19 protein-coding genes are annotated in these 20268 nt (G+C 71.4%); 11 read left to right on the plus strand and 8 right to left on the minus strand.

Annotation, left to right across the window (positions count from 1 at the left end):
• Positions 1–18 precede the first annotated feature (18 nt).
• From glpR to galU, 6 genes are all read right to left on the minus strand, one after another.
• Positions 19–1269: a gephyrin-like molybdotransferase receptor GlpR gene (gene glpR, locus ACFY5B_RS29910; RefSeq protein ID WP_389975176.1), complete on the minus strand. Its 1251-nt coding sequence runs from the start codon at positions 1267–1269 to the stop codon at positions 19–21.
• A gap of 172 nt (positions 1270–1441) precedes the next feature.
• Entirely contained in the window at positions 1442–2062 is a 621-nt protein-coding gene (locus tag ACFY5B_RS29915; protein ID WP_361947298.1) for a GNAT family protein, read from the minus strand.
• 23 nt (positions 2063–2085) lie between these two features.
• Positions 2086–2586, minus strand: a complete 501-nt coding sequence (locus ACFY5B_RS29920; protein ID WP_389975178.1) for a molybdenum cofactor biosynthesis protein B — start codon at positions 2584–2586, stop codon at positions 2086–2088.
• Complete coding sequence (gene moaC / locus ACFY5B_RS29925; protein WP_389975181.1) at positions 2583–3092, minus strand: cyclic pyranopterin monophosphate synthase MoaC; 510 nt, start codon at positions 3090–3092, stop codon at positions 2583–2585. The genes ACFY5B_RS29920 and moaC overlap by 4 nt, the downstream gene beginning before the upstream one ends.
• 82 nt (positions 3093–3174) lie before the next feature.
• Complete coding sequence (gene glp, locus ACFY5B_RS29930) at positions 3175–4515, minus strand: gephyrin-like molybdotransferase Glp (protein ID WP_389975184.1); 1341 nt, start codon at positions 4513–4515, stop codon at positions 3175–3177.
• A gap of 4 nt (positions 4516–4519) precedes the next feature.
• Positions 4520–5443 carry a UTP--glucose-1-phosphate uridylyltransferase GalU gene (galU, locus tag ACFY5B_RS29935; protein ID WP_389975187.1) on the minus strand — a complete coding sequence of 308 codons (924 nt, stop codon included), beginning with the start codon at positions 5441–5443 and terminating at the stop codon, positions 4520–4522.
• A 168-nt stretch (positions 5444–5611) separates the two neighbouring features.
• Between galU and ACFY5B_RS29940 the strand changes: the two genes are divergently transcribed.
• Complete coding sequence (locus ACFY5B_RS29940; protein WP_389975190.1) at positions 5612–6160, plus strand: 5-formyltetrahydrofolate cyclo-ligase; 549 nt, start codon at positions 5612–5614, stop codon at positions 6158–6160.
• 75 nt (positions 6161–6235) lie between these two features.
• On the opposite strand, the gene ACFY5B_RS29945 is transcribed toward ACFY5B_RS29940, so the two are convergent.
• On the minus strand, positions 6236–9094 hold the full coding sequence (locus tag ACFY5B_RS29945; RefSeq protein WP_389975193.1) for a penicillin acylase family protein: 2859 nt from the start codon (positions 9092–9094) through the stop codon (positions 6236–6238).
• Positions 9095–9332: 238 nt separating this feature from the next.
• Here ACFY5B_RS29945 and ACFY5B_RS29950 point away from each other — a divergent pair, with 238 nt between their 5' ends.
• From ACFY5B_RS29950 to mscL, 6 genes are all read left to right on the plus strand, one after another.
• Positions 9333–10862, plus strand: a complete 1530-nt coding sequence (locus ACFY5B_RS29950; protein ID WP_389975196.1) for a potassium/proton antiporter — start codon at positions 9333–9335, stop codon at positions 10860–10862.
• A gap of 267 nt (positions 10863–11129) precedes the next feature.
• Positions 11130–12422 (plus strand): MFS transporter, encoded by a 1293-nt coding sequence (locus ACFY5B_RS29955; protein ID WP_389975199.1) that lies wholly within the window; start codon positions 11130–11132, stop codon positions 12420–12422.
• 67 nt (positions 12423–12489) lie between these two features.
• Positions 12490–12810, plus strand: a complete 321-nt coding sequence (locus tag ACFY5B_RS29960; RefSeq protein ID WP_389975202.1) for an FmdB family zinc ribbon protein — start codon at positions 12490–12492, stop codon at positions 12808–12810.
• Between the two features lie 78 nt (positions 12811–12888).
• The gene (locus ACFY5B_RS29965; protein WP_389975205.1) at positions 12889–13749 is read left to right on the plus strand and encodes an S-methyl-5'-thioadenosine phosphorylase; all 861 of its coding nucleotides are present in this window, start codon (positions 12889–12891) and stop codon (positions 13747–13749) included.
• A 293-nt stretch (positions 13750–14042) separates the two neighbouring features.
• The gene (locus tag ACFY5B_RS29970) at positions 14043–14633 is read left to right on the plus strand and encodes a hypothetical protein (RefSeq protein ID WP_389975208.1); all 591 of its coding nucleotides are present in this window, start codon (positions 14043–14045) and stop codon (positions 14631–14633) included.
• Between the two features lie 117 nt (positions 14634–14750).
• Positions 14751–15209 (plus strand): large conductance mechanosensitive channel protein MscL, encoded by a 459-nt coding sequence (mscL, locus tag ACFY5B_RS29975; protein ID WP_389975211.1) that lies wholly within the window; start codon positions 14751–14753, stop codon positions 15207–15209.
• Between the two features lie 124 nt (positions 15210–15333).
• Here the strand turns inward: mscL and ACFY5B_RS29980 are convergent, their stop codons facing one another.
• On the minus strand, positions 15334–15513 hold the full coding sequence (locus ACFY5B_RS29980) for a hypothetical protein (RefSeq protein ID WP_053675926.1): 180 nt from the start codon (positions 15511–15513) through the stop codon (positions 15334–15336).
• A gap of 56 nt (positions 15514–15569) precedes the next feature.
• Here ACFY5B_RS29980 and ACFY5B_RS29985 point away from each other — a divergent pair, with 56 nt between their 5' ends.
• The 4 genes from ACFY5B_RS29985 (at position 15570) to ACFY5B_RS30000 (ending at position 20254) form a co-directional block, all read left to right on the plus strand.
• Entirely contained in the window at positions 15570–16802 is a 1233-nt protein-coding gene (locus ACFY5B_RS29985; protein WP_389975214.1) for a low temperature requirement protein A, read from the plus strand.
• 102 nt (positions 16803–16904) lie between these two features.
• The gene (locus ACFY5B_RS29990) at positions 16905–17933 is read left to right on the plus strand and encodes a P1 family peptidase (RefSeq protein ID WP_389975217.1); all 1029 of its coding nucleotides are present in this window, start codon (positions 16905–16907) and stop codon (positions 17931–17933) included.
• 166 nt (positions 17934–18099) lie between these two features.
• Entirely contained in the window at positions 18100–19317 is a 1218-nt protein-coding gene (locus ACFY5B_RS29995; RefSeq protein WP_389975220.1) for an Ig-like domain-containing protein, read from the plus strand.
• 190 nt (positions 19318–19507) lie between these two features.
• Entirely contained in the window at positions 19508–20254 is a 747-nt protein-coding gene (locus ACFY5B_RS30000; RefSeq protein WP_389975223.1) for a DUF6227 family protein, read from the plus strand.
• The last annotated feature ends 14 nt before the right edge of the window (positions 20255–20268 follow it).

The following is a 20268-nucleotide window of genomic DNA, read 5'->3' on the forward strand; positions in this document are numbered from 1 at the left end:
ACCTGCGGCTTCGCGGCCCTACTCGTTCGCGGCCCGGGGCCGCTCCCCGTCCTCGTACTGGTCGAAGAGCGGGGTGCGGCCGCGCTCCCGGGCCCGCCGGGCGGAGGCCGCCCTGGGGGTCCCCCCGCGCGAGCGCGTTCGACCGGGGGGGAGAGCGTCGGTGCGTCCGTCGCCGTCGCCGGTGTCCTGGGAGGGAGGGTGCGGCTCGCCCGGGTGGTCGGCGGCGCCGGAGTCGTTCTCCGCGTCCGGGGTCACCGTGCTGGACCGGGCCGAGCTCCAGGTGTCGGGGGCCCCGAGGTCCACGTCGCTGGTGGCCCGCGGGGCGACCGGGGCCGTCACATAGGTCGGCAGGGGGACCGGCACCGGCTCCCAGCTGTCGCCGCCCTGGCCGGGCCGCCGCCGGCGCTCGCGCTGCTGATCGACCCACTCCGCGTGGTCGGTCTGCTCGACGAGGGCGCGCCGGTCCGCCGCGAGGGCCGAGAGGCCGGGGTCGGTCACCGACTCGGGTCCCTCCTCCGGTTCGTCGCTCTCCTCGTCGGCCAGGGCGCGCCGGCGGGGCTGGCGCTGCCGCTCCCGCAGGCGCTGGGCCGCGGCCTCGGCCATCCGGCGGTCCATCTGGTAGGCGAAGCGGCGGCGCTCCTGGGAGCGCAGGTAGGCGATGTAGACGCTGAGCATGACCGCGGGCACGCCGGGGGCCCACAGGAACGCGAGTCCTCCGACCGCGGCGACGATCGCGCCGAGGGTGAAGGCGAGGAACAGCATGGTGGTGGTGCGCCGACGGCGCGCGAGGACCTTCGAGCGCCGGGCTCGTGCCGCGGCCGCCTGGTTCGCCTGCGCCGAGGCGCCGCGCCGGGCGGCGGGCACCCGCTCCCGGGGGCGACCGGAGCGCGCCGCGTTGGGTGCGGGCGACTGCCGGGCCTGGGGTTCGGGGGCCGCCGGGCGGGCCGGCTGCTCGGGGGCGGGCGACGGTACGGGTGCCTGGGTCTGCGGACGGGTCTTGGACACGGCGAAGGCCCGGACGTCCACCGAGTCGGTGACGGCGTCCGGATCGTCGGCGCCCTGCTCCCCCTCGTCGGTGGAGCGCGCCCGCAGGTCCTTGGCGTACCGGCGCTCCATTCCCGCCCGTCCGGACAGCAGCCGGATGGCGGTGCTGAAGCGTTCCGTCGGACGGGCCTCGTTCAGCTCGTCCTGCCTACGGAGCCACATCGGCACCAAGTAGGCGGCCCAGGCCCCGACAATGACTGCGTAGATGAGGCCGCTGCTGCTCACGTCTCACACCGTAGAGGGGTTTGCGTGAGGCCATCTGCCAATTGAGCCGGTGTGTCGCACGATCTGGCTGATATTTCGAACTTTTTTTGTGACCGATGCGATCAGCAGACCGCTCAGGCCGGGAATTCATTGCCCTGAGACGGTCATCGACCGATCAATTTCGAACACATATTCAATTTCCGGGGTGATGCCGCATTCCGGGGTTGCTCTGCGACCGTGCCCGGTGCCAGCGCTTCAGCAAGCCGTCCGGCACCTCCTCGGCCGTGAGGGCGAAGACGAGATGGTCACGCCACGCTCCGTCGATGTGGAGATAGCGCGGCCGCAGCCCCTCCTCGCGGAATCCGAGCTTTTCCACGACCCGGCGGCTCGGCCCGTTCTCCGGGCGAATGCAGACTTCGATGCGGTGCAGTCCGACGGTGCGGAAACAGTGGTCCACGACGAGCGCAACCGACGTCGGCATCACCCCGCGTCCGGCCACCGACTCGTCCACCCAGTAACCGACGTGCCCCGAGCACATCGAGCCCCAGGTGATCCCGGCGACGGTCAACTGCCCGACCAGCCGCCCCTGGTACTCGATGACGAAGGGCAGCATCCGGCCCGCGTTCGCCTCCGACCTCAGATGCCGGACCATCTGGCGGAAGGTGGGGCGGTGCGCCATCGGCCCGCCCGGTGCGGGCGGCGGGATCGTCGCCTCCCAGGGGCGCAGCCAGTCGCGGTTGCGCCGGTTGACCTCGCGCCAGGCCCGCTGGTCGCGCAGCTTTATCGGCCGAAGGACGATGTCACCGTCCACCAGCTCCACGGGCCAGGATGGGCTGTTCAGCTCGCACCCCCGCTGCCGGGTCTGGGGTGGTCGCCGCCCCTGAGCTGCTCGACGGCGTGGACGAGCAGCGGCTCCAGGACGGCGAGGCCGTCCTTCACACCGCCGCTGGAGCCGGGCAGATTGACGATCAGCGTGCCGCCCGCCACTCCGGCCAGGCCCCGGGAGAGCGCCGCGGTCGGCACCTTCTGGCGGCCGAACGCCCGGATGGCCTCGGCGATGCCCGGCACCTCGTGGTCGATCACGCGGCGGGTCGCCTCGGGCGTGCGGTCGGTGGGCGAGATGCCTGTGCCGCCGGTGGTGACGATGACGTCGTAGCCGGCGTCGACACCGGCGCGCAGGGCGGCCTCCACGGGGTCACCGTCGGGGACGACCTGGGGGCCGTCGACCTCGAAGCCGAAGCCCTTCAGGCCGTCGGCGACCATCGGGCCGCCCTTGTCCTCGTAGATCCCGGCGGCGGCCCGGTTCGAGGCCGTGACGACGAGCGCGCGATACGTCATGACCGGCTCCAGTCGCCCGACTTGCCGCCCGTCTTCTCCTCCACCCGTACGTCCGTGATGACCGCTCCCTTGTCGACCGCCTTGACCATGTCGATCACGGTGAGCGCGGCGACGGAGACCGCGGTGAGGGCCTCCATCTCGACACCCGTGCGATCCGTCGTCTTCACGGTGGCCAGGATCTCCACGGCGTCGTCCGCGACCGACAGGTCCAGTTTCACACCGGACACCGACAACGGGTGACAGAGCGGGATCAGGTCAGGGGTGCGTTTGGCGCCCATGATCCCCGCGATCCGCGCGGTCGCGAGGGCGTCGCCCTTCGGGACACCCTCGCCGCGCAGCAGCTCGATCACACGGGGCGAGACGAGGACGCGTCCGCTGGCGCGGGCGGTGCGCGCGGTCACGTCCTTCTCCGACACGTCGACCATGCGGGCGGCGCCCGCCTCGTCGATGTGCGTCAGCCGGTCCGGCGCACGGCCGTCCTGCGGGGGTGGGTCCTGCGTGCTCATGCTGTGTGGCGCTCCCGGTCCGGGCCCGTCGCGGTGCGGCGCACGGGCCTGTTGTGCGCGACACGGTACCCCCAACCAGCGGCTATCGGCCGAGCAGGACCACCTCGACCTCGGTGCCGGGTTCGACGGAGACGGTGTCCTCGGGGACGGTGATCAGAGCGTCCGCGTGGGCGAGGGCGGCGACCAGGTGGGACCCGGCGCCACCGACCGGCGTGACCTTGCCGGCGGCGTACGTGCCGCGCAGGAACTGCCGGCGGCCCTTCGGGGAGGTCAGTGCCGTGTCGGCGGACAGGGTCGCCCGGGTCGTCGGACGGTGGACGTCCTTCAGCCCCATGAGGGTGCGGATCGCGGGGCGGACGAACAGTTCGAAGGAGACGTACGACGACACCGGGTTGCCGGGCAGGGCCAGCAGCGGGGTGTGGTCGGGGCCGATGGAGCCGAAGCCCTGGGGCTTGCCGGGCTGCATGGCGAGCTTGCGGAACTCGATGCCGCTGCCGGCCTCGTCCTCGTCGCCGACGTGGGACAGGGCCTCCTTGACCACGTCGTACGCGCCGACACTCACACCTCCCGTGGTCACCACCAGGTCGGCGCGGACCAGCTGGTCCTCGATGGTGGAGCGCAGGGTCTCGGCGTCGTCGGCGACGGCTCCCACGCGGTAGGCGATGGCGCCGGCGTCGCGGGCGGCGGCGGTGAGGGCGAAGCTGTTGGAGTCGTAGATCTGACCGGTGCCCAGTTCCGTGTCCGGCTGGACGAGTTCGCTTCCGGTGGAGAGCACCACCACGCGCGGGCGCGGGCGTACCCGGGCGGTGCCGCGGCCGATCGCGGCGAGCAGGGAGATCTGGGGCGGGCCGAGCACGGTGCCGGCCTCCAGGGCGCGGTCGCCGGCCTTCACGTCGCTGCCCTTCGCGCGCACGTGCGCGCGGGCCTCGGCCGGGCGGTACACCTGCACGTGCCCGGTGGCGCCCTCGGGGCCGAGGCTGCGGGCGAGCATGCCGCGCACCGGGCCCTCGCCGAGTCCGCCGTCGGTCCACTCGACGGGCACGACCGCCTCGGCGCCGGGCGGCAGGGGGGCGCCGGTCATGATGCGGGCGGCCTGGCCGGGGCCCACGTGGAGCAGTTCGGCCTGGCCGGCAGCGACGTCCCCGACGACCTCCAGGGCCGCCGGGAACTCCTCGCTCGCGCCCGCGACGTCCGCGACCCGTACCGCGTAGCCGTCCATCGAGCTGTTGTCGAAGGGCGGCAGGGACACCGGCACCGTGATGTCCTCGACGAGGACGCAGCCCTGGGCGTCGAGCAGGTGCAGCTCGATGGGTTCCAGGGGCCTGACGGTGGCGAGGATGTCCTCCAGGTGCTCGTCCACCGACCAGAGGTGGTCGGGGCCGAAGTCGTCCTGGCCGGTGACGTGGGGCGCGGCGCTGCTCAACGTGCTACATCTCCTCGGCTACGTAACTGCGAAGCCAGGTCCGGAAGTCCGGGCCCAGGTCTTCACGTTCGCATGCGAGTCGGACAATGGCACGCAGGTAGTCGCCGCGGTCGCCGGTGTCATAGCGGCGGCCCTTGAAGACGACGCCGTGCACCGGGCCGCCGATCTTCTCCGCGGCGGTAGCCGCTGATGTATACGTCTCGGCGAGCTGCTGGAGGGCGTCGGTGAGCTGGATCTCGCCGCCGCGGCCGGGCTCGGTCCGGCGCAGTATGTCGAAGATGTGGGGGTCGAGGACGTAGCGGCCGATGACGGCGTAGTTGGAGGGCGCGTCGGCCGGGTCGGGCTTCTCGATGAGGCCGCTGACCTGGACGACGTCGCTGTCCTCGGTGGTCTCCACGGCCGCGCAGCCGTAGAGGTGGATCTGCTCGGGGGCGACCTCCATGAGCGCGATGACGCTGCCGCCGCGCTGCTCCTGGACCTCGACCATGCGCTGCAGCAGCGGATCGCGGGGGTCGATGAGGTCGTCGCCGAGGAGGACCGCGAAGGGCTCGTCGCCGACGTGCGGGGCGGCGCACAGGACGGCGTGGCCGAGGCCCTTGGGGTCGCCCTGACGGACGTAGTGCATGGTCGCGAGGTCGCTGGACTCCTGCACCTTGGCGAGACGGCCGGCGTCGCCCTTCTTCTGGAGGGCCGACTCCAGTTCGTAGTTGCGGTCGAAGTGGTCCTCGAGGGGGCGCTTGTTGCGGCCCGTCACCATGAGGACATCGTCGAGACCCGCCGCGACGGCCTCCTCGACCACGTACTGGATCGCGGGCTTGTCCACGACCGGCAGCATCTCCTTGGGAGTGGCTTTGGTGGCCGGCAGGAACCGGGTGCCGAGGCCTGCTGCGGGAATGACAGCCTTGCTGATCCGAGGGTGCTGAGTCATGTCGGCCACCCTATCCGGTGCCTTTGCATGGAATCTGTGGCTCCGGTTCATAGGAGCTCATATGAGCGTATTGCGACGGTACGGGAGCAACCATTGAGGCCTATCGCACGTCCGGGCGAGCCTGACAAGCGGAGTTTGCGGCGCGGGTTCCTCGCGGTGAGGAGCAGGTTGACGGCGGATGACCTGCGGGAAACGTCGGCCGCGCTGGCCGGGCGGGCGCTGGGGCTGCCCGAGTTGGCGGGGGCCGGCACGGTCGCCGCGTACGTCTCCGTGGGGAGTGAACCCGGCACCCTCGCGCTTCTGGATGCCCTGCGCACCCGGGGCGTGCGCGTACTGCTGCCGGTCCTGCTGCCCGACAACGACCTCGACTGGGGCGCGTACGAGGGCGAGGGCTCGCTCGCGCCCGTCCGGCACGGCGGCAGGATGGCCCTCCTGGAGCCCGCGGGCGAGCGTCTCGGGCCGGATGCCGTGACCACCGCCGACACCGTACTGCTGCCCGGGCTCGCGGTGGACGAGCGCGGGATGCGGCTCGGGCGGGGCGGCGGCTCGTACGACCGGGTCCTCGCACGGCTGGAGCGGGCGGGCGCTCATCCCGCCCTGGTGGTACTGCTGTACGACTCCGAGGTCGTCGGACACGTCCCGGAGGAGCCGCACGACCGGCCGGTGCACGCGGTGGTGACACCGTCGGGGGTACGGCGGTTCGGGCAGGCGCCCTGACGCGAAGCGGCCCTCCACGCGTGCGTGGAGGGCCGCCCGTCCTGCCGGCGTCAGTGGCTTGCCGGCGTCAGTGGCTCACGGCTTGAGCACCAGCTTGTCGGCCGTGCTCTTCTCGACCGCCTGGTCCGAGAAGGCCCACGGCAGCAGTTCGCCGTCGGCCCACTTGTCGGTCTGGTCGACGTAGTGGGCGCTGTAGGCGTGCCCGGAGGCGCCGGTGAGGTTGATCCACTTCGACTTGTCGAGGTCGCCGAGGTTCACCACCATCCGCATGGACGGCACCCACACCACCCCGTAGCCGCCGGCCGCGTTCCAGCCGGTCGCGTTGACGGTGGCCTCGCCGCCGCCGAGCTCCCAGGGGCCGCGGTTGAGGGCGTACTGGATGAAACCGGGGCCCGAGGTGCCGAGGGTCTGGTTCTTCAGGAACAGGCGGTGCAACCGGCCCCAGCTCCAGGTGTCGATGTCCTTGCCGAGCTCGGCGGTCAGCTCCCAGCGGGCGTCGATCATGGCCCGCTTGAACAGCTGGTCGCGGTTGTGGGCGGCGGGGCGGGTGCCCACCTCGGGGGTCGTCCACCAGTCGCTGTCCGGCTGGGCCATGAGCCCCCGGACCACCTCGAACCAGCGATCGCCGCCGTCCGGCTGAGCCTTATCGGGGTCGCGCTGGCCGCACTCGCGGACCTTCTCGGCCTCGTCGGCCGGGCCGGTGGTGTTGACCGGCTCCACCCACAGGCACTGGCCCTTGGGCCGCAGCTCCTTGGGCAGCTTGTTGCCGAAGGCGAGCTTGAGGATGTTGCGCCAGACGGCGTTGAAGTAGGCGGCCGCCGCGGAGTCGGCGTCCTGGGTGTAGTCCCAGCCCTCCAGGAGCTTCTGCGCCTCGCGGACGTCCTTGTTCTCCGGGTCGATCTTCAGCAGGGTGGGCACCAGCAGCCGGGCGATCTCACTGCTGTTGTCCAGCTGCATCTGGCGCATGTCGTCCGTGGAGATCTTGCCGCCGTCCTTGATCTTCGACTGGATCAGGTCGGTGATCCGCTGGCTGCGCGCGCCGTAACCCCAGTCCGCGGTGAGCGTGTAGGGGTACTCGTCCGGGTCGATCACGGCCTGGTTGGCGGTGACGATGTAGCCGCGCTTCGGGTCCAACTCGTAGGGCAGCGCGTCCTGCGGGATGTAGCCGGTCCAGCGGTACCCGGGGTCCCATCCGGGCGCCGGGATGGAGCCGTTGTCCTTCTTCGCGCGGATGGGGATCTTCCCGGGCAGTGTGTAGCCGATGTGGTTCTCGTTGTCGGCGTAGATCAGGTTCTGCGAGGGCACCTCGAACTGCGAGGCGGCCTTGCGGAAGTCGCCCCAGTTCTTCGCCCTGTCCATGGCGAAGACGGCGTCCATGGTGGTGCCGGGCTGCAGGGCGGTCCAGCGCAGCGCGACGCCGTAGCCGTCACCTCTGTCGGGCGCGGCGGTGTCGACGGTGGCCTTCTTGCCGACCTTGACGAGCTCTTCGTCGCGGTCGGACAGCAGGGGCATCCCGTCCTCGGTCTGCCGCACGACGATCTTCTTGGGCTTGCCCCCGGCGACCTTGATGGTCTCCTCGCGCGTCTCGAAGGGCTTGACCTTGCCGTCGTACAGGTAGCCGTTGCCGGTGATCTTCTCCAGGTAGAGGTCCGTGACGTCCACGCCGGAGTTGGTCATGCCCCAGGCGATGTCCTGGTTGTGACCGATTATCACGCCGGGCATGCCGGCGAAGGTGTAGCCGCTGACGTCGTACTGGCAGGTGCTGGAGACGCTGCGGCAGTGCAGGCCCATCTGGTACCAGACGGACGGCAGGGAGGGCGACAGGTGCGGGTCGTTGGCCAGCAGCGGCTTGCCGGTGATGGTGTGCGTCCCGCCGACGACCCAGGAGTTGGAGCCGATGCCGTCGCCGTTCACGCCGACGGCCGGCGGGAGGTCGTCCAGGACGTCGGTGAGGCCGCCGAGCTGGCTGTCCAGGCCCGCGGTGCCCGAGGTGCCGGAGGCGGTGCCCGCCGTACCGGAGCCGGTGCCGCCCGTGCCGGAGCCGGTGCCGCCTGTGCCGGAGCCGCCCGACGCGGTGCCGGTGGAGGTACCGCCGGTCCCGTTGGCGCCGGAGGTGCCGCTCGTGCCGGACGTGCCACTCGTGCCGCCCTGCTCGAACGCCCCCGCCAGCTCGTTGTACTGGCCCTCCTGGACGATCGCCTTGTTCCGGCTGTACGGGTACTGCGGGTACAGGTCGGCGATCTGCTTCGGGCCGAGGCGGCTGGTCAGCAGGGCGCGGTCGATCTCGTCCTGCATGTTGCCGCGCAGGTCCCAGGCCATCGCCTTCAGCCAGGAGATCGAGTCGACCGGGGTCCACGCCTGCGGCTTGTAGTCGTTGGTGAAGCCCAGCGCCGCGTACTCCAGGGAGATGTCCTCGCCGTCCTTGCCCTGGAGGTAGGAGTTGACTCCCTCGGCGTAGGCCTGGAGGTACTTCTTCGTGGTGGCCGACAGCTTGGTGTCGTACTCCTGCTTGGCGACCCTGTCCCAGCCGAGGGTGCGCAGGAACTCGTCGTTGTCGACCTGGCTCTTGCCGAACATCTCCGAGAGCCGGCCGGAGGCCATGTGGCGGCGGACGTCCATCTCGTAGAACCGGTCCTGCGCCTGGACGTAGCCCTGCGCCATGAACAGGTCCGCGTCGGAGGAGGCGTAGATCTGCGGGATGCCGTAGTTGTCGCGTTTGACCTCGACGGGGCCCGAGAGACCCTTCAACGTCAGGGTGCCCTTGGTCTGCGGGAAGGAGGCCCGGACGGTACTGATGGACCAGTACGACCCGTAGGCCACGCCCCCTATGAGGGCCAGCACCAGGACGAGCACGATTAGGCGGGCTTTGCGCCCCTTTCTCCTGCCGGACTTGCCGGGCTGCTGACCCGTGGAGGCGGTGGTGTTGGGGGGCATCGCTGTCCTTGCTGTCCTAACGCGAGCGGCAGGTTCGGCTGTGCTTTTAACTGAGCGCTGGAGCAACGATAGGCGCAGGGCCTTCCGCGCCTTGACGCGGAGTCGGGAACCGGCACGGACTGGCGTTCGATCTTGCCCCCGGAAGCGTCAAGAAATCGTCAAGAGTTAGGTAAGGTAACGAAGTAGTTGGCGCGCTGCGCCACAGCTTCATGTGCGATGTACGTGAGCCCACGCGCGCGTGCGTGCGGGCCAGGGAAGGAATCGGCCGCTGACTGTTCACCACCTCAACCAGCTCCTGCTCGTCTGCTCGCTCGTCCTGCTCGTCGCCGTCGCAGCGGTACGGATCTCCTCGCGCAGCGGGCTCCCCAGCCTGCTCGTGTACCTGGGGATAGGCGTCGCCATGGGCCAGGACGGCGTGGGCGACATCCACTTCGACAACGCCGAGCTGACCCAGGTCATCGGGTACGCGGCCCTGGTCGTGATTCTGGCCGAGGGCGGTCTGGGCACGAAGTGGAAGGAGATCAAGCCGGCCCTGCCGGCCGCCACGGCACTGGCGCTGGCCGGTGTCGCGGTGAGCGTCGGGGTCACGGCGTCGGCCGCGCACTATCTGATCGGGCTGGAGTGGCGGCAGGCGCTCATCATCGGGGCGGTCGTCTCCTCGACGGACGCGGCGGCCGTCTTCTCGGTGCTGCGCAAGATCCCGCTGCCCGCGCGCGTGACGGGCACGCTGGAGGCGGAGTCCGGCTTCAACGACGCCCCGGTGGTCATCCTCGTGGTGTCCCTGTCCACGGCCGGTCCGGTCGAGCACTGGTACACGCTGCTGGGCGTGATCGTGGGGGAACTGGCCATCGGCGCGGCCATCGGGCTCGCGGTGGGCTGGCTGGGCTCCTGGGGCCTCAGGCACGTGGCGCTGCCCGCGTCCGGTCTCTACCCGATCGCGGTCATGGCGATCGCCGTGGTGGCGTACGCGGCCGGCGCGCTGGCCCACGGCAGCGGCTTCCTCGCGGTGTACCTCGCCGCGATGGCGATGGGCAACGCGCGCCTGCCGCACTGGCCGGCCACGCGCGGGTTCGCCGACGGGCTCGGCTGGATGGCCCAGATCGGCATGTTCGTCCTGCTCGGCCTGCTGGTCACCCCGCACGAGCTGGGTGACGACATCGTCCCCGCGCTGGTCATCGGGCTGGTCCTGACCATGGTGGCCCGGCCGCTGAGCGTGGTGCTCTGCCTGTCGCCGTTCCGGGTGCCCTGGCAGGAGCAGACCCTGATGTCCTGGGCGGGACTGCGCGGCGCCGTGCCCATCATCCTGGCGACCATCCCCATGGTGCAGGGCGTCGACGCCAGCCGCCGGATCTTCAACATCGTCTTCGTGCTGGTCGTCGTCTACACCCTGGTCCAGGGCCCGACACTGCCGTGGCTGGGCCGCAAGCTGCGACTCGGCGACGGTTCGGAGGCCGCCGACCTCGGCATCGAGTCGGCGCCGCTGGAGCGGCTGCGCGGGCATCTGCTGTCCGTGGCGATCCCCGGCGAATCGAAGATGCACGGTGTGGAGGTGGCCGAGCTGCGGCTGCCGCACGGCGCGGCCGTGACCCTCATCGTGCGCGGCGGCGAGTCCTTCGTTCCGCTGCCGACGACGATTCTGCAGCGCGGAGACGAGCTCCTCGTGGTCGCCACGGACCCCGTCCGGGACGCGACCGAGAACCGGCTGCGGGCCGTGGGACACGGCGGCAAGCTGGCCGGCTGGCTGGGGACGGGCGGGACCAGCGCCTGAGAGGGCGCTTTGCACCGTTTGTGATTCACAGGGCGGGCAGCTCATGGTGCTCACTTTCACAGGCGCACCCCACCTTGATCCCTGTACGATGAAGGCGTTACCCAGATCGAACCAACTCTGCCTGACGCAGAGCTGGCGCGACCGTATGGCGGTCGGGACACCCCTCCTCACCGGGCCCCGGCATCTACCGCAGTTCCGCGCAAGAGGACAGCTCTCGGCGCCGCCCGCTACCGGGCCGCGCTACCAGGCGGCAGAAAGGCACGGGCCGTGGCGTCCACGGTCACCTCGAAGGCGTCGGAGAACCCGACGGCTTCCGCCCGCCCGGGATACGGCCGGCTGCTGCGCACCCGCGGCGCCTGGACGTTCCTGATCCCCGGCTTCGCGGCACGCCAGCCGTTCGCGATGCTGACCATCTCCATCGTGCTGCTGGTGCAGCACACCACCGGCTCCTACGGAGCGGCGGGCGCCGCCGCGGCCGTCACCGGTGTCTCCATGGCCCTGTTCGCGCCCTACAGCGGCCGCCTCGCCGACCGCTACGGGCAGCGCGCCGTGCTGATCCCCGGCGTGCTGCTGCACGCGGTGTCCGGTCTGACGCTGACCGCGCTCGCGCTGCTGGACGCGCCCCTGTGGGCGGTGTTCGCGGCGGCCGTTCCGACCGGCGCCTCGGTGCCGCAGGTCGGCCCGATGGTGCGGGCCCGCTGGGGCGTGAAGCTCAAGGACTCGCCGCTGATGACCACCGCCGCGGCCTTCGAGTCCGTCACGGACGAACTGACCTTCGTGGTCGGACCGCTCCTGGCCACCGCCCTGTGCACGGCCGTCGACCCGGCCGCCGGGCTCATCACGGAAGCCTCGCTGACCCTGATCGGCGGCCTGCTGTTCGCCGCGCAGAAGAGCACGCAGCCCTCGGTCGCCGGCAGCGGGCACGCGCGCGTGGAGCACGCTTCGGCACTGCGCGTCCCCGGAGTGCGCGTGCTGATCGTGACCTTCCTGGGCATCGGCACCGTCTTCGGCGGCATGCAGGTCTCCCTGGCCGCGTTCACCGAGTCGATCGGCGAACCGGGCCTGAACGGCGTCCTCTACGGCGTCTTCGCCGCGGGCAACATGCTCTCCGGCGTGGTCTGCGGCGCGATCGCCTGGAAGGCGGCCCCGCAGCGGCGCCTGGTCATCGGCTACGCGGCGCTCGCCCTGGCCGCGTCCGGCCTGTGGGCCGCCCACTCCGTGCCGGTCCTCGCCGGCCTCGGTCTGCTGGTCGGCATGTGCATCGCGCCCGCCCTGATCACCGGCTACACCCTGGTCGACAGCCTGGTCCCGGCCGGTGCCCGCACCGAGGCCTTCACCTGGCTGACCGGAGCGGTGGCGCTCGGCCAGGCCGCCGCCGTCACGGCCGCCGGGCAGCTGGAGGACCGCTTCTGGTCGGGCGCCGGTTTCCTGGTGCCGATGGGCGGCACGGTGCTGGCCCTGGCGACCCTCCTGGCGCTGCGCTCCCGGCTGGCGGCGCGGGCGACCGGACGGACCGTCGCACGTGGCGTGGGTCACCGCGTGCCGGTGGCAGTGGACTGAGCGGCCGGAATACGTCACTATGGATCGTCGTTAGCACTCATCGAGTGAGAGTGCCAGGAGGAAGACAGTGCCGACCTACCAGTACCAGTGCACCGCGTGCGGCGAGGGCCTCGAGGCGGTGCAGAAGTTCACTGACGACGCCCTCACCGAGTGCCCCAGCTGCCAGGGCCGCCTGAAGAAGGTGTTCTCGGCGGTCGGCATTGTCTTCAAGGGCTCCGGCTTCTACCGGAACGACAGCCGCGGCTCCTCGTCGAGCAGCTCCCCGGCGGCGAAGTCGTCGAGCGGCTCGTCCTCGGGCTCCTCGTCCTCCGACTCCGGCTCGTCGAGCTCCGCTTCGAGCTCGTCGTCGAGCACCGGCAGCTCCTCCAGCAGCACCACCGCCGCGTAAGGCCTGATTCTTTACGGGACCCTGTCGCCCTCGGGCGACGGGGTCCTCGGCGTTTCCGCCTGCGGTTAGGGTGCGGTCATGGCGAACAAGGCGAACGCGACGGACAGGGCAGGCGCCGGGATCGGCGTCATCGGCGGCTCGGGGTTCTACTCCTTCCTCGACGACGTGACCGAGATCCAGGTCGACACCCCGTACGGGCCGCCCAGCGACTCCCTCTTCCTCGGTGACGTCGCCGGCCGGCGGGTCGCCTTCCTGCCGCGGCACGGACGGGGCCACCACCTGCCGCCGCACGGGATCAACTACCGCGCCAACCTGTGGGCGCTGCGCTCGGTCGGCGTACGCCAGGTCCTCGCCCCGTGCGCCGTGGGCGGCCTGCGCCCCGAGTACGGGCCGGGCACGCTGCTGGTCCCGGACCAGCTGGTCGACCGCACGAAGTCCCGCGCGGGCACCTTCTTCGACGGGCTGCCGCTGCCCGACGGCTCGGTGCCGAACGTGGTGCACGTGTCGCTGGCCGACCCCTACTGCCCCGCCGGGCGGGCCGTCGCGCTGAAGGCGGCGCGCGGCCGGGACTGGGAGCCGGTGGACGGCGGCACGCTGGTCGTCGTCGAGGGGCCGCGCTTCTCGACCCGCGCGGAATCGTTGTGGCACCAGGCGCAGGGCTGGTCGGTGGTGGGCATGACCGGTCATCCCGAGGCGGCGCTCGCCCGGGAGCTGGAGCTCTGCTACACGTCCCTGACCCTGGTCACCGACCTCGACGCGGGTGCCGAGACGGGTGAGGGGGTCTCGCACGACGAGGTGCTCCGGGTGTTCGCGGCGAACGTGGACCGGCTGCGGGGGGTGCTGTTCGACGCGGTGGCCGGGTTGCCCGCGGAGGGCGAGCGGGACTGTCTGTGTGTGAGTGCGCTGGGCGGGATGGATCCGGGGTTCGTGCTGCCGTAGGCGGCTGTGTGACGCGGGGGCGTTTCGGGGCCCGGGGGCGTCTCCGGGCCGGGGGTTTAGGGGCAGGGGGCGGCGTTTCGGGGCCGGGGGCGTCTCCGGGCCGGGGGCGTTCCCAGGCCGGGGGTTTAGGGGCAGGGGGCGTTTCGGGGCGTGGGCGTGGGTGGTGGAACGTCCCGTTCGGGTGAGGGAGTTGTCCCCAGGCCGGATGGTGGTCCACAGGCTTGAGCGGGCGGTGGCGCGAGGCCTCATCGTGGGAAGCGCAAGCCGGTCCCTCGTCGCAGGTGGTGGTCTCCGTGCCCTTCGCTCGTTCCTCCGTCGTGTCCTCTCCTCCCTCCTGGTCGCTCGCCTCGGGTCCGCCCGGGGCGGAAGTGCCCGCGACCCGTGAGGTGCCGCGGTTCGACCCGGTACGGGTGCGCGGGGGTCACCGCTCCGGCCGGCTCGTCCGGCACCGGCGGCGGGCCCTGGCCGTCGGACTCGCGATCACGGCGACCGCGCTCGTGGCGGCGGGTCCACGCGATACCGACGGCGCCCGTGGTCATCCCCGGGCCCGGCCTCCCGCGCACACGGCGACGATGTCCGGGCAGCAGCCCGCGCACCCGCGTCGTGCCGCGGGGTCGGTGACCGCACCGGTCCGGATCTCCGACGCGGCCACCGTGCGGCTGCTGCGGCCCGGCGACCGGGTCGACGTCATCGCCGCAGAGGGGGCGGTGCCGGGGGGCGACGCCAAGGTGGTGGCGCGCGGGGCTCGGGTGACGAAGGTGCCGGAGTCCGTGGAGGACGCGGGCGAGAGCGGGGCACTGGTCGTGCTGTCGGTGCCGCGGGCCGTCGCGGCGCGGCTGGCGGGTGCGGGTGCGACCGGGCGGTTGGCGGTGACGTTGTGGTGACGTTCGGGGAACCCTGGTTCCTAGTTGTGGGACCCAGGTTCCCGTCTCGGCCCGGCGTTGACATAGGTTGCGGAGCGTTTTGTTCCACAAGCTGCTCATGTGAGGAGACGCCCCGAGGTGAGCGAGAAGAAGGAGCCGAGCGTCCTGCAGGGCTTCAAGGCCTTCCTGATGCGCGGGAACGTCGTCGATCTGGCGGTGGCGGTGGTGATCGGTGCCGCCTTCACCAACATCGTGAACGCCGTGGTGAAGGGGATCATCAACCCGGTCGTGGGAGCCATCGGGACCAAGAATCTCGACCACTACAGCTCGTGCCTGAGCTCGGCCTGCAGGGGCGAGCAGGGCATCCAGATCATGTGGGGCTCCGTCCTGGGCGCCACCCTGAGCTTCGTGATCACCGCGGCGGTCGTCTACTTCCTGATGGTCCTGCCCATGGCGAAGTACCTGGCCCGGCAGGAGGCCCGCCGGAAGGCCAAGGAGGGCACGCAGGAGATCATCGAGGTGACCGAGCTGGAGGTCCTGAAGGAGATCCGGGACGCCCTGGTCGCCCAGCGCGGCTCGGGACACGACCGGCAGTAACGGCCCTGCGGGGAGCGGTCCGGGCGGTGTGGAAGCGGGCGCCGGCGGCCGGGAAGCCGGCGCGGACAGCTCGTAGGCCCGGGCGGGCGGCTCGGAAGCCCGCTGGGGCGGCCGCCCGGCCGGTTCAGATGTGGTGGGGCGGCTTCTCGTCCAGGAAGCGCTTGAGGTCCGCCGCACTGCCGCCGGAGTCGGTGCGCTCGCCCCAGCCTCGGTCGGTGTCGTCGGAGGACTGCTGGTCGAGCGGGTCGTCGAAGACCAGCGCGGGCTTCGGCTCACGCGGCTCGGGGCCGGGGACGGTACTCATGCAACCAGGGTACGGTCGCGGAGAAATTCCCCGCGCCTTCTGCTCTGCTGGGACGCATGACGTCCAGCCCCACTCCCCCGCCCGTCCCCTCCGGCGCGCCCGGCGGCCGGGGACCGCTGCGCAGGCTCCGGGCCCGTGGCCGCGACGAGGCGCACCGGACGGCCTCGCCGCTGGAGCTCTTCTTCGACCTGTGCTTCGTCGTGGCCGTCGCCCAGGCGGGCATCGAGCTGGTGCACTCCGTCGCCGAGGGGCACGCGGGCCAGGGCATCCTCGACTACGCGATGGTGTTCTTCGCCCTGTGGTGGGCGTGGATGAACTTCACCTGGTTCGCCTCGGCGTACGACAACGACGACGTCCTCTACCGGGTCGTCACGCTGGTGCAGATCGCGGGTGTGCTGGTCCTCGCGGCGGGGGTCTCGCAGGCGTTCGAGGAACACGACTACCTCGTGGTCTGGCTGGGCTACGCGATCATGCGGGTGGCCATGGCGACGCAGTGGCTGCGGGCGGCCCGGGCCGGGGAGGGCCCCGAGCGCACGACTGCCCTGCGCTACGCCGGCGGCGTGCTGGCGTGCCAGGTCGGCTGGCTGGGGCTGCTGTTCCTGCCCGAGGGGGCCCGGCCCTGGTGGTTCCTGGTGATGGCGCTGCTGGAGATGTGCGTGCCACCCCTCGCGGAGAGGGGTCACATCACGTCCTGGCATCCCCGGCACATCGCGGAACGGTACGGGCTGTTCACCATCATCGTGCTCGGCGAGACGATCGCGGCGGCCACGGTCGCGGTGAAGTCCGGCATCGACGAGAACGACGCGCTGGGCGAGCTCCTCCCCATCGCGGCGGGTGGGCTGCTGGTCGTCTTCGCGGCCTGGTGGATCTACTTCGCGGTGCCCATCCACGGCCATCTGCGATCCAACCGGCAGGCGTTCCTCTGGGGTTACGGCCATTACCTGGTGTTCGCCTCCGCGGCGGCGATCGGGGCCGGGCTGGAGGTGGCGGTGGAGGAGACGGTCGGCAAGGCGCACATCTCCACGCTGGCGGCGTCGGCTGCCGTGACCCTGCCGACGGCTCTGTACCTGCTCACGGTGTGGGCCCTGCACTCGCGCCATTTCAAGCGGGGCATCACCCAGCAGCTGGTGCTGCCGACGACGGCCCTGCTGGTGATCTGCTGCACGTTCCTGGGGCACTGGGCGGTGTTCGCGGCGGGCGTGGTCTGCGCGCTGTCGGTGGTGGCCGGAGAGACCGTGGCCGCGCGCCGGCCGGCCGGGGAGAGCGCGACGGCGACGCGCACCGGGTGAGGGCGCCCGGGATTCTCCTCCACGCGCACGTCCACGGGCTGACACGGCGCCCACCGGCTCGGTGCGTCCGCCGAGGCCGACGGCTGGACGAGACTGTGACTCATGACAGTTGACGCACTGACGGATGTCTCCGGCCTGCGGGTGGGGCACGCGACACGCACCGGCGACGGTTGGCTCACCGGCACCACGGTCGTACTCGCTCCGGAGGGCGGGGCCGTGGCAGCCGTGGACGTGCGGGGCGGTGGGCCCGGCACCAAGGAGACGGACGCGCTCGACCCGCGCAATGTGGTGCGCAAGGTCGAGGCGGTCGTGCTGACCGGTGGCAGCGCCTACGGGCTCGACGCGGCCTCGGGGGTGATGGCGTGGCTGGAGGAGCGGGGTCGTGGAATCCGAGTCGGGGCGGCTCCGGCGCATGTGGTGCCGGTGGTGCCCGCCGCGTGCGTCTTCGACCTGGGGCGGGGCGGTGACTTCCGGGCCCGGCCGGACGCGGCGACCGGCCGGGCCGCGGTCGAGGCGGCCGCGGCGAGCGAGCTGGGCGCCCAGGTGCAACAGGGGTGTGTGGGCGCGGGCACGGGGGCCGTGGTCGGGGTGGTGAAGGGCGGTGTCGGCAGCGCGAGCACGGTGCTCGGCTCGGGGATCACCGTGGCCGCGCTGGTGGTGGCCAACGCGGCGGGGTCGACGGTGGATCCGGAAACGGGGGTGCTGTACGGGGAGTTGTTCCAGGGCCGGGTGGAGTACCCGGGGGCGGAGGTCCACGCGGCCGCGCAGCGGCGTCTCGCCGAGACGGCCGCGAGGAGCACGCCGCCGCCGCTCAACACCACGCTCGCGGTGGTCGCCACGGACGCGGATCTGACCAAGGCCCAGGCGCAGAAGCTGGCCGGCACGGCGCACGACGGCATCGCCCGGGCGGTGCGTCCGGTGCATCTCCTCAACGACGGGGACACGGTGTTCACGCTGGCGACCGGCGACCGCGCCCTGGACACCGCGGACCCGCTCGCCCTGAACGAGATCCTGGCTGCGGGCGCCGACATGGTGACGCGCGCGATCACCCGGGCCGTGCGGGCCGCGGAGCCGGTCGACGGCCCGGGCGGAGCGTGGCCGTCGTACGGGGAGTTGTACGGGGGCCGCTGAACAGGCGTGCTGCGCACAGCGGATGCACAGCGCAGCCGGAATTTGTCGCGGTTCTGTCACGTGACGGCCTTCATGGGGAACGGACGGAACCCGCCCGGCCTCCCGGCCCCTCTACTCCCACGTACTGGAGCGGATCACGCAACATCACACGAACTGGGAGCAGCCCGTGACAACGCCGAACATTTCAGCGCGGCGCACTCTGGGGGCCTGTGCCGCCCTGGTGGTCGGCGCCCTGACCCTCACCGCCTGCGGCGGCAGCGCCAACGCCAAGGACGACGAGAAGGGCGGCAAGGGCGGCACCAAGACGTCCGTCGCGAAGATCGCCATCTCGGCGAAGGACGGTTCGACGGGCGCGTCCATCAACGCGACCGGCGTGAAGGTCAGCGACGGGAAGCTGACCGACGTGAAGATGACAGTGGCGGGCAGCGGCCAGGCCGTCGCGGGGACGGTCTCCGGCGACGGCAAGGTCTGGAAGCCGAAGGAGCAGCTGGAGCGCGGGACCAAGTACCAGATATCCGCGACCGCCAAGGACGCGGACGGCCGGACGGCAGCGGCCAACTCCATCTTCACGACGGTGACGTCGTCGAACAGCTTCATCGGCACGTACACGCCGGACAACGGCACGACGGTCGGCGTGGGCATGCCGGTGTCGTTCACCTTCGACAAGGCCATCACCGCGCGCAAGGCCGTGCAGTCGCACATCACGGTGACGTCCAGCAGCGGGCAGAAGGTCGTCGGGCACTGGTTCAACGGGCAGCGCCTCGACTTCCGGCCGGAGGAGTACTGGAAGGCCGGCTCCAAGGTCACGATGAAGATCGACCTGGACGGGGTCGAGGGTGCGAACGGCGTCTACGGCGTGCAGAAGAAGACGGTCACCTTCACGGTGGGCCGTTCGCAGGTCTCCACGGTCGACGTCAACACCCAGACCATGACGGTCGTGCGGGACGGCAAGACCCTCAAGACGATCCCGATCTCGGCGGGCAGCCCGGAGCACACCACCTACAACGGGCAGATGGTGATCTCCGAGAAGTTCGTCCAGACCCGGATGAACAGCCGGACGGTCGGGCTGGGCGGCGAGTACGACATCCCGGACGTGCCCCACGCGATGCGTCTGACGACGTCGGGCACGTTCATCCACGGCAACTACTGGTACAACAAGGGCAACCCGCCCTTCGGCCGCCAGGGCACCAGCCACGGCTGCGTGGGTCTCGCCGACGTTCAGGGTGCGGGGGGCAGCACGCCCGCCAAGTGGTTCTACGACAACTCCCTCATCGGTGACGTGGTGATCGTGAAGAACTCCCCCGACAAGACGGTGGCGCCGGACAACGGGCTCAACGGCTGGAACATGGCGTGGAGCCAGTGGACCGCGGACAGCGCTTCCTGACCGGCTGGGAGACCACCTGAAAACCGCCCCAACTGGGGTTTTTGACGGACGGAACGGGCCGCGCGGGAACTTTTCGCGCGGCCCGCGCGTTTTCCCGGACGTACGTTTTCTCGGTTCCCGGACATGATGTCCGACCGAGGGGCTACCGTATGCACCCACAAGGTGACATGCAGCAACGCCGGGAGAAACCTTGAGCGTTCCGTACGAGACGGCAGCGTACGAACCCCACGACTCGCCCGAGACTCCGGAGGAGCACCTCGCGCGACTCCTCGGCCGCGCCCTGAACTCCTTCGAGCTACCGGACGAGGCGATAAGGCGCCTGGACTGCGCGCTGGCGCACGACGGTTCGCTGCATTCCGCGCACCACAGCGAGGGCCTGCACCGGGAGACGTACCGGCACACGTGGCTGCTCGCCGACGGTTCGGCGCTCACCCTGTGGGAGCTCGTCCACAACCCGGCACCGGGCAGCGAACCGCAGCACGAGGTGTACGTCGACGAGGAGGAGTTGCGCGCCGCCACCACGCGGCTGCCGCTGCCGCCGGACACCCCGGACTTCGAACTGCCGGTGACGGTGCAGCTGTCACCGGTGGCCGCCCCGCGGCACGCGTACGCCGCGGAGAACTCGGCGGACCACGCGCGCAGGTTACTGCGCCGGGCGGAGAACGCGGACCGGCCGGGCGTGGACACGGCGGCCCTGCTGGCCACGGCGTCCGGGCATCAGATCACCCAGGCCTTCGGCCGGCCGTGCCGCGCGGGCCGGGCGGGGCTGGGTTTCTCGCTCTACGAGCACGCGTTCCTGCTGCGCGACGGCGACGAGGTCTCCCTCTGGGAGGTCGAGCACACGGCGACGCCGGACGGGCGGCACATGTGTGAGGTGTACGCCAGCGAGGACGCGGCGCGCGAGGCGATGGAGCGGCGGGCGGCTCAGCTGTCCTGAGGCAGAACCGAGCC

Source organism: Streptomyces sp. NPDC013187 (assembly GCF_042899705.1).
Taxonomy (GTDB): Bacteria; Actinomycetota; Actinomycetes; order Streptomycetales; family Streptomycetaceae; genus Streptomyces; species Streptomyces hawaiiensis_A.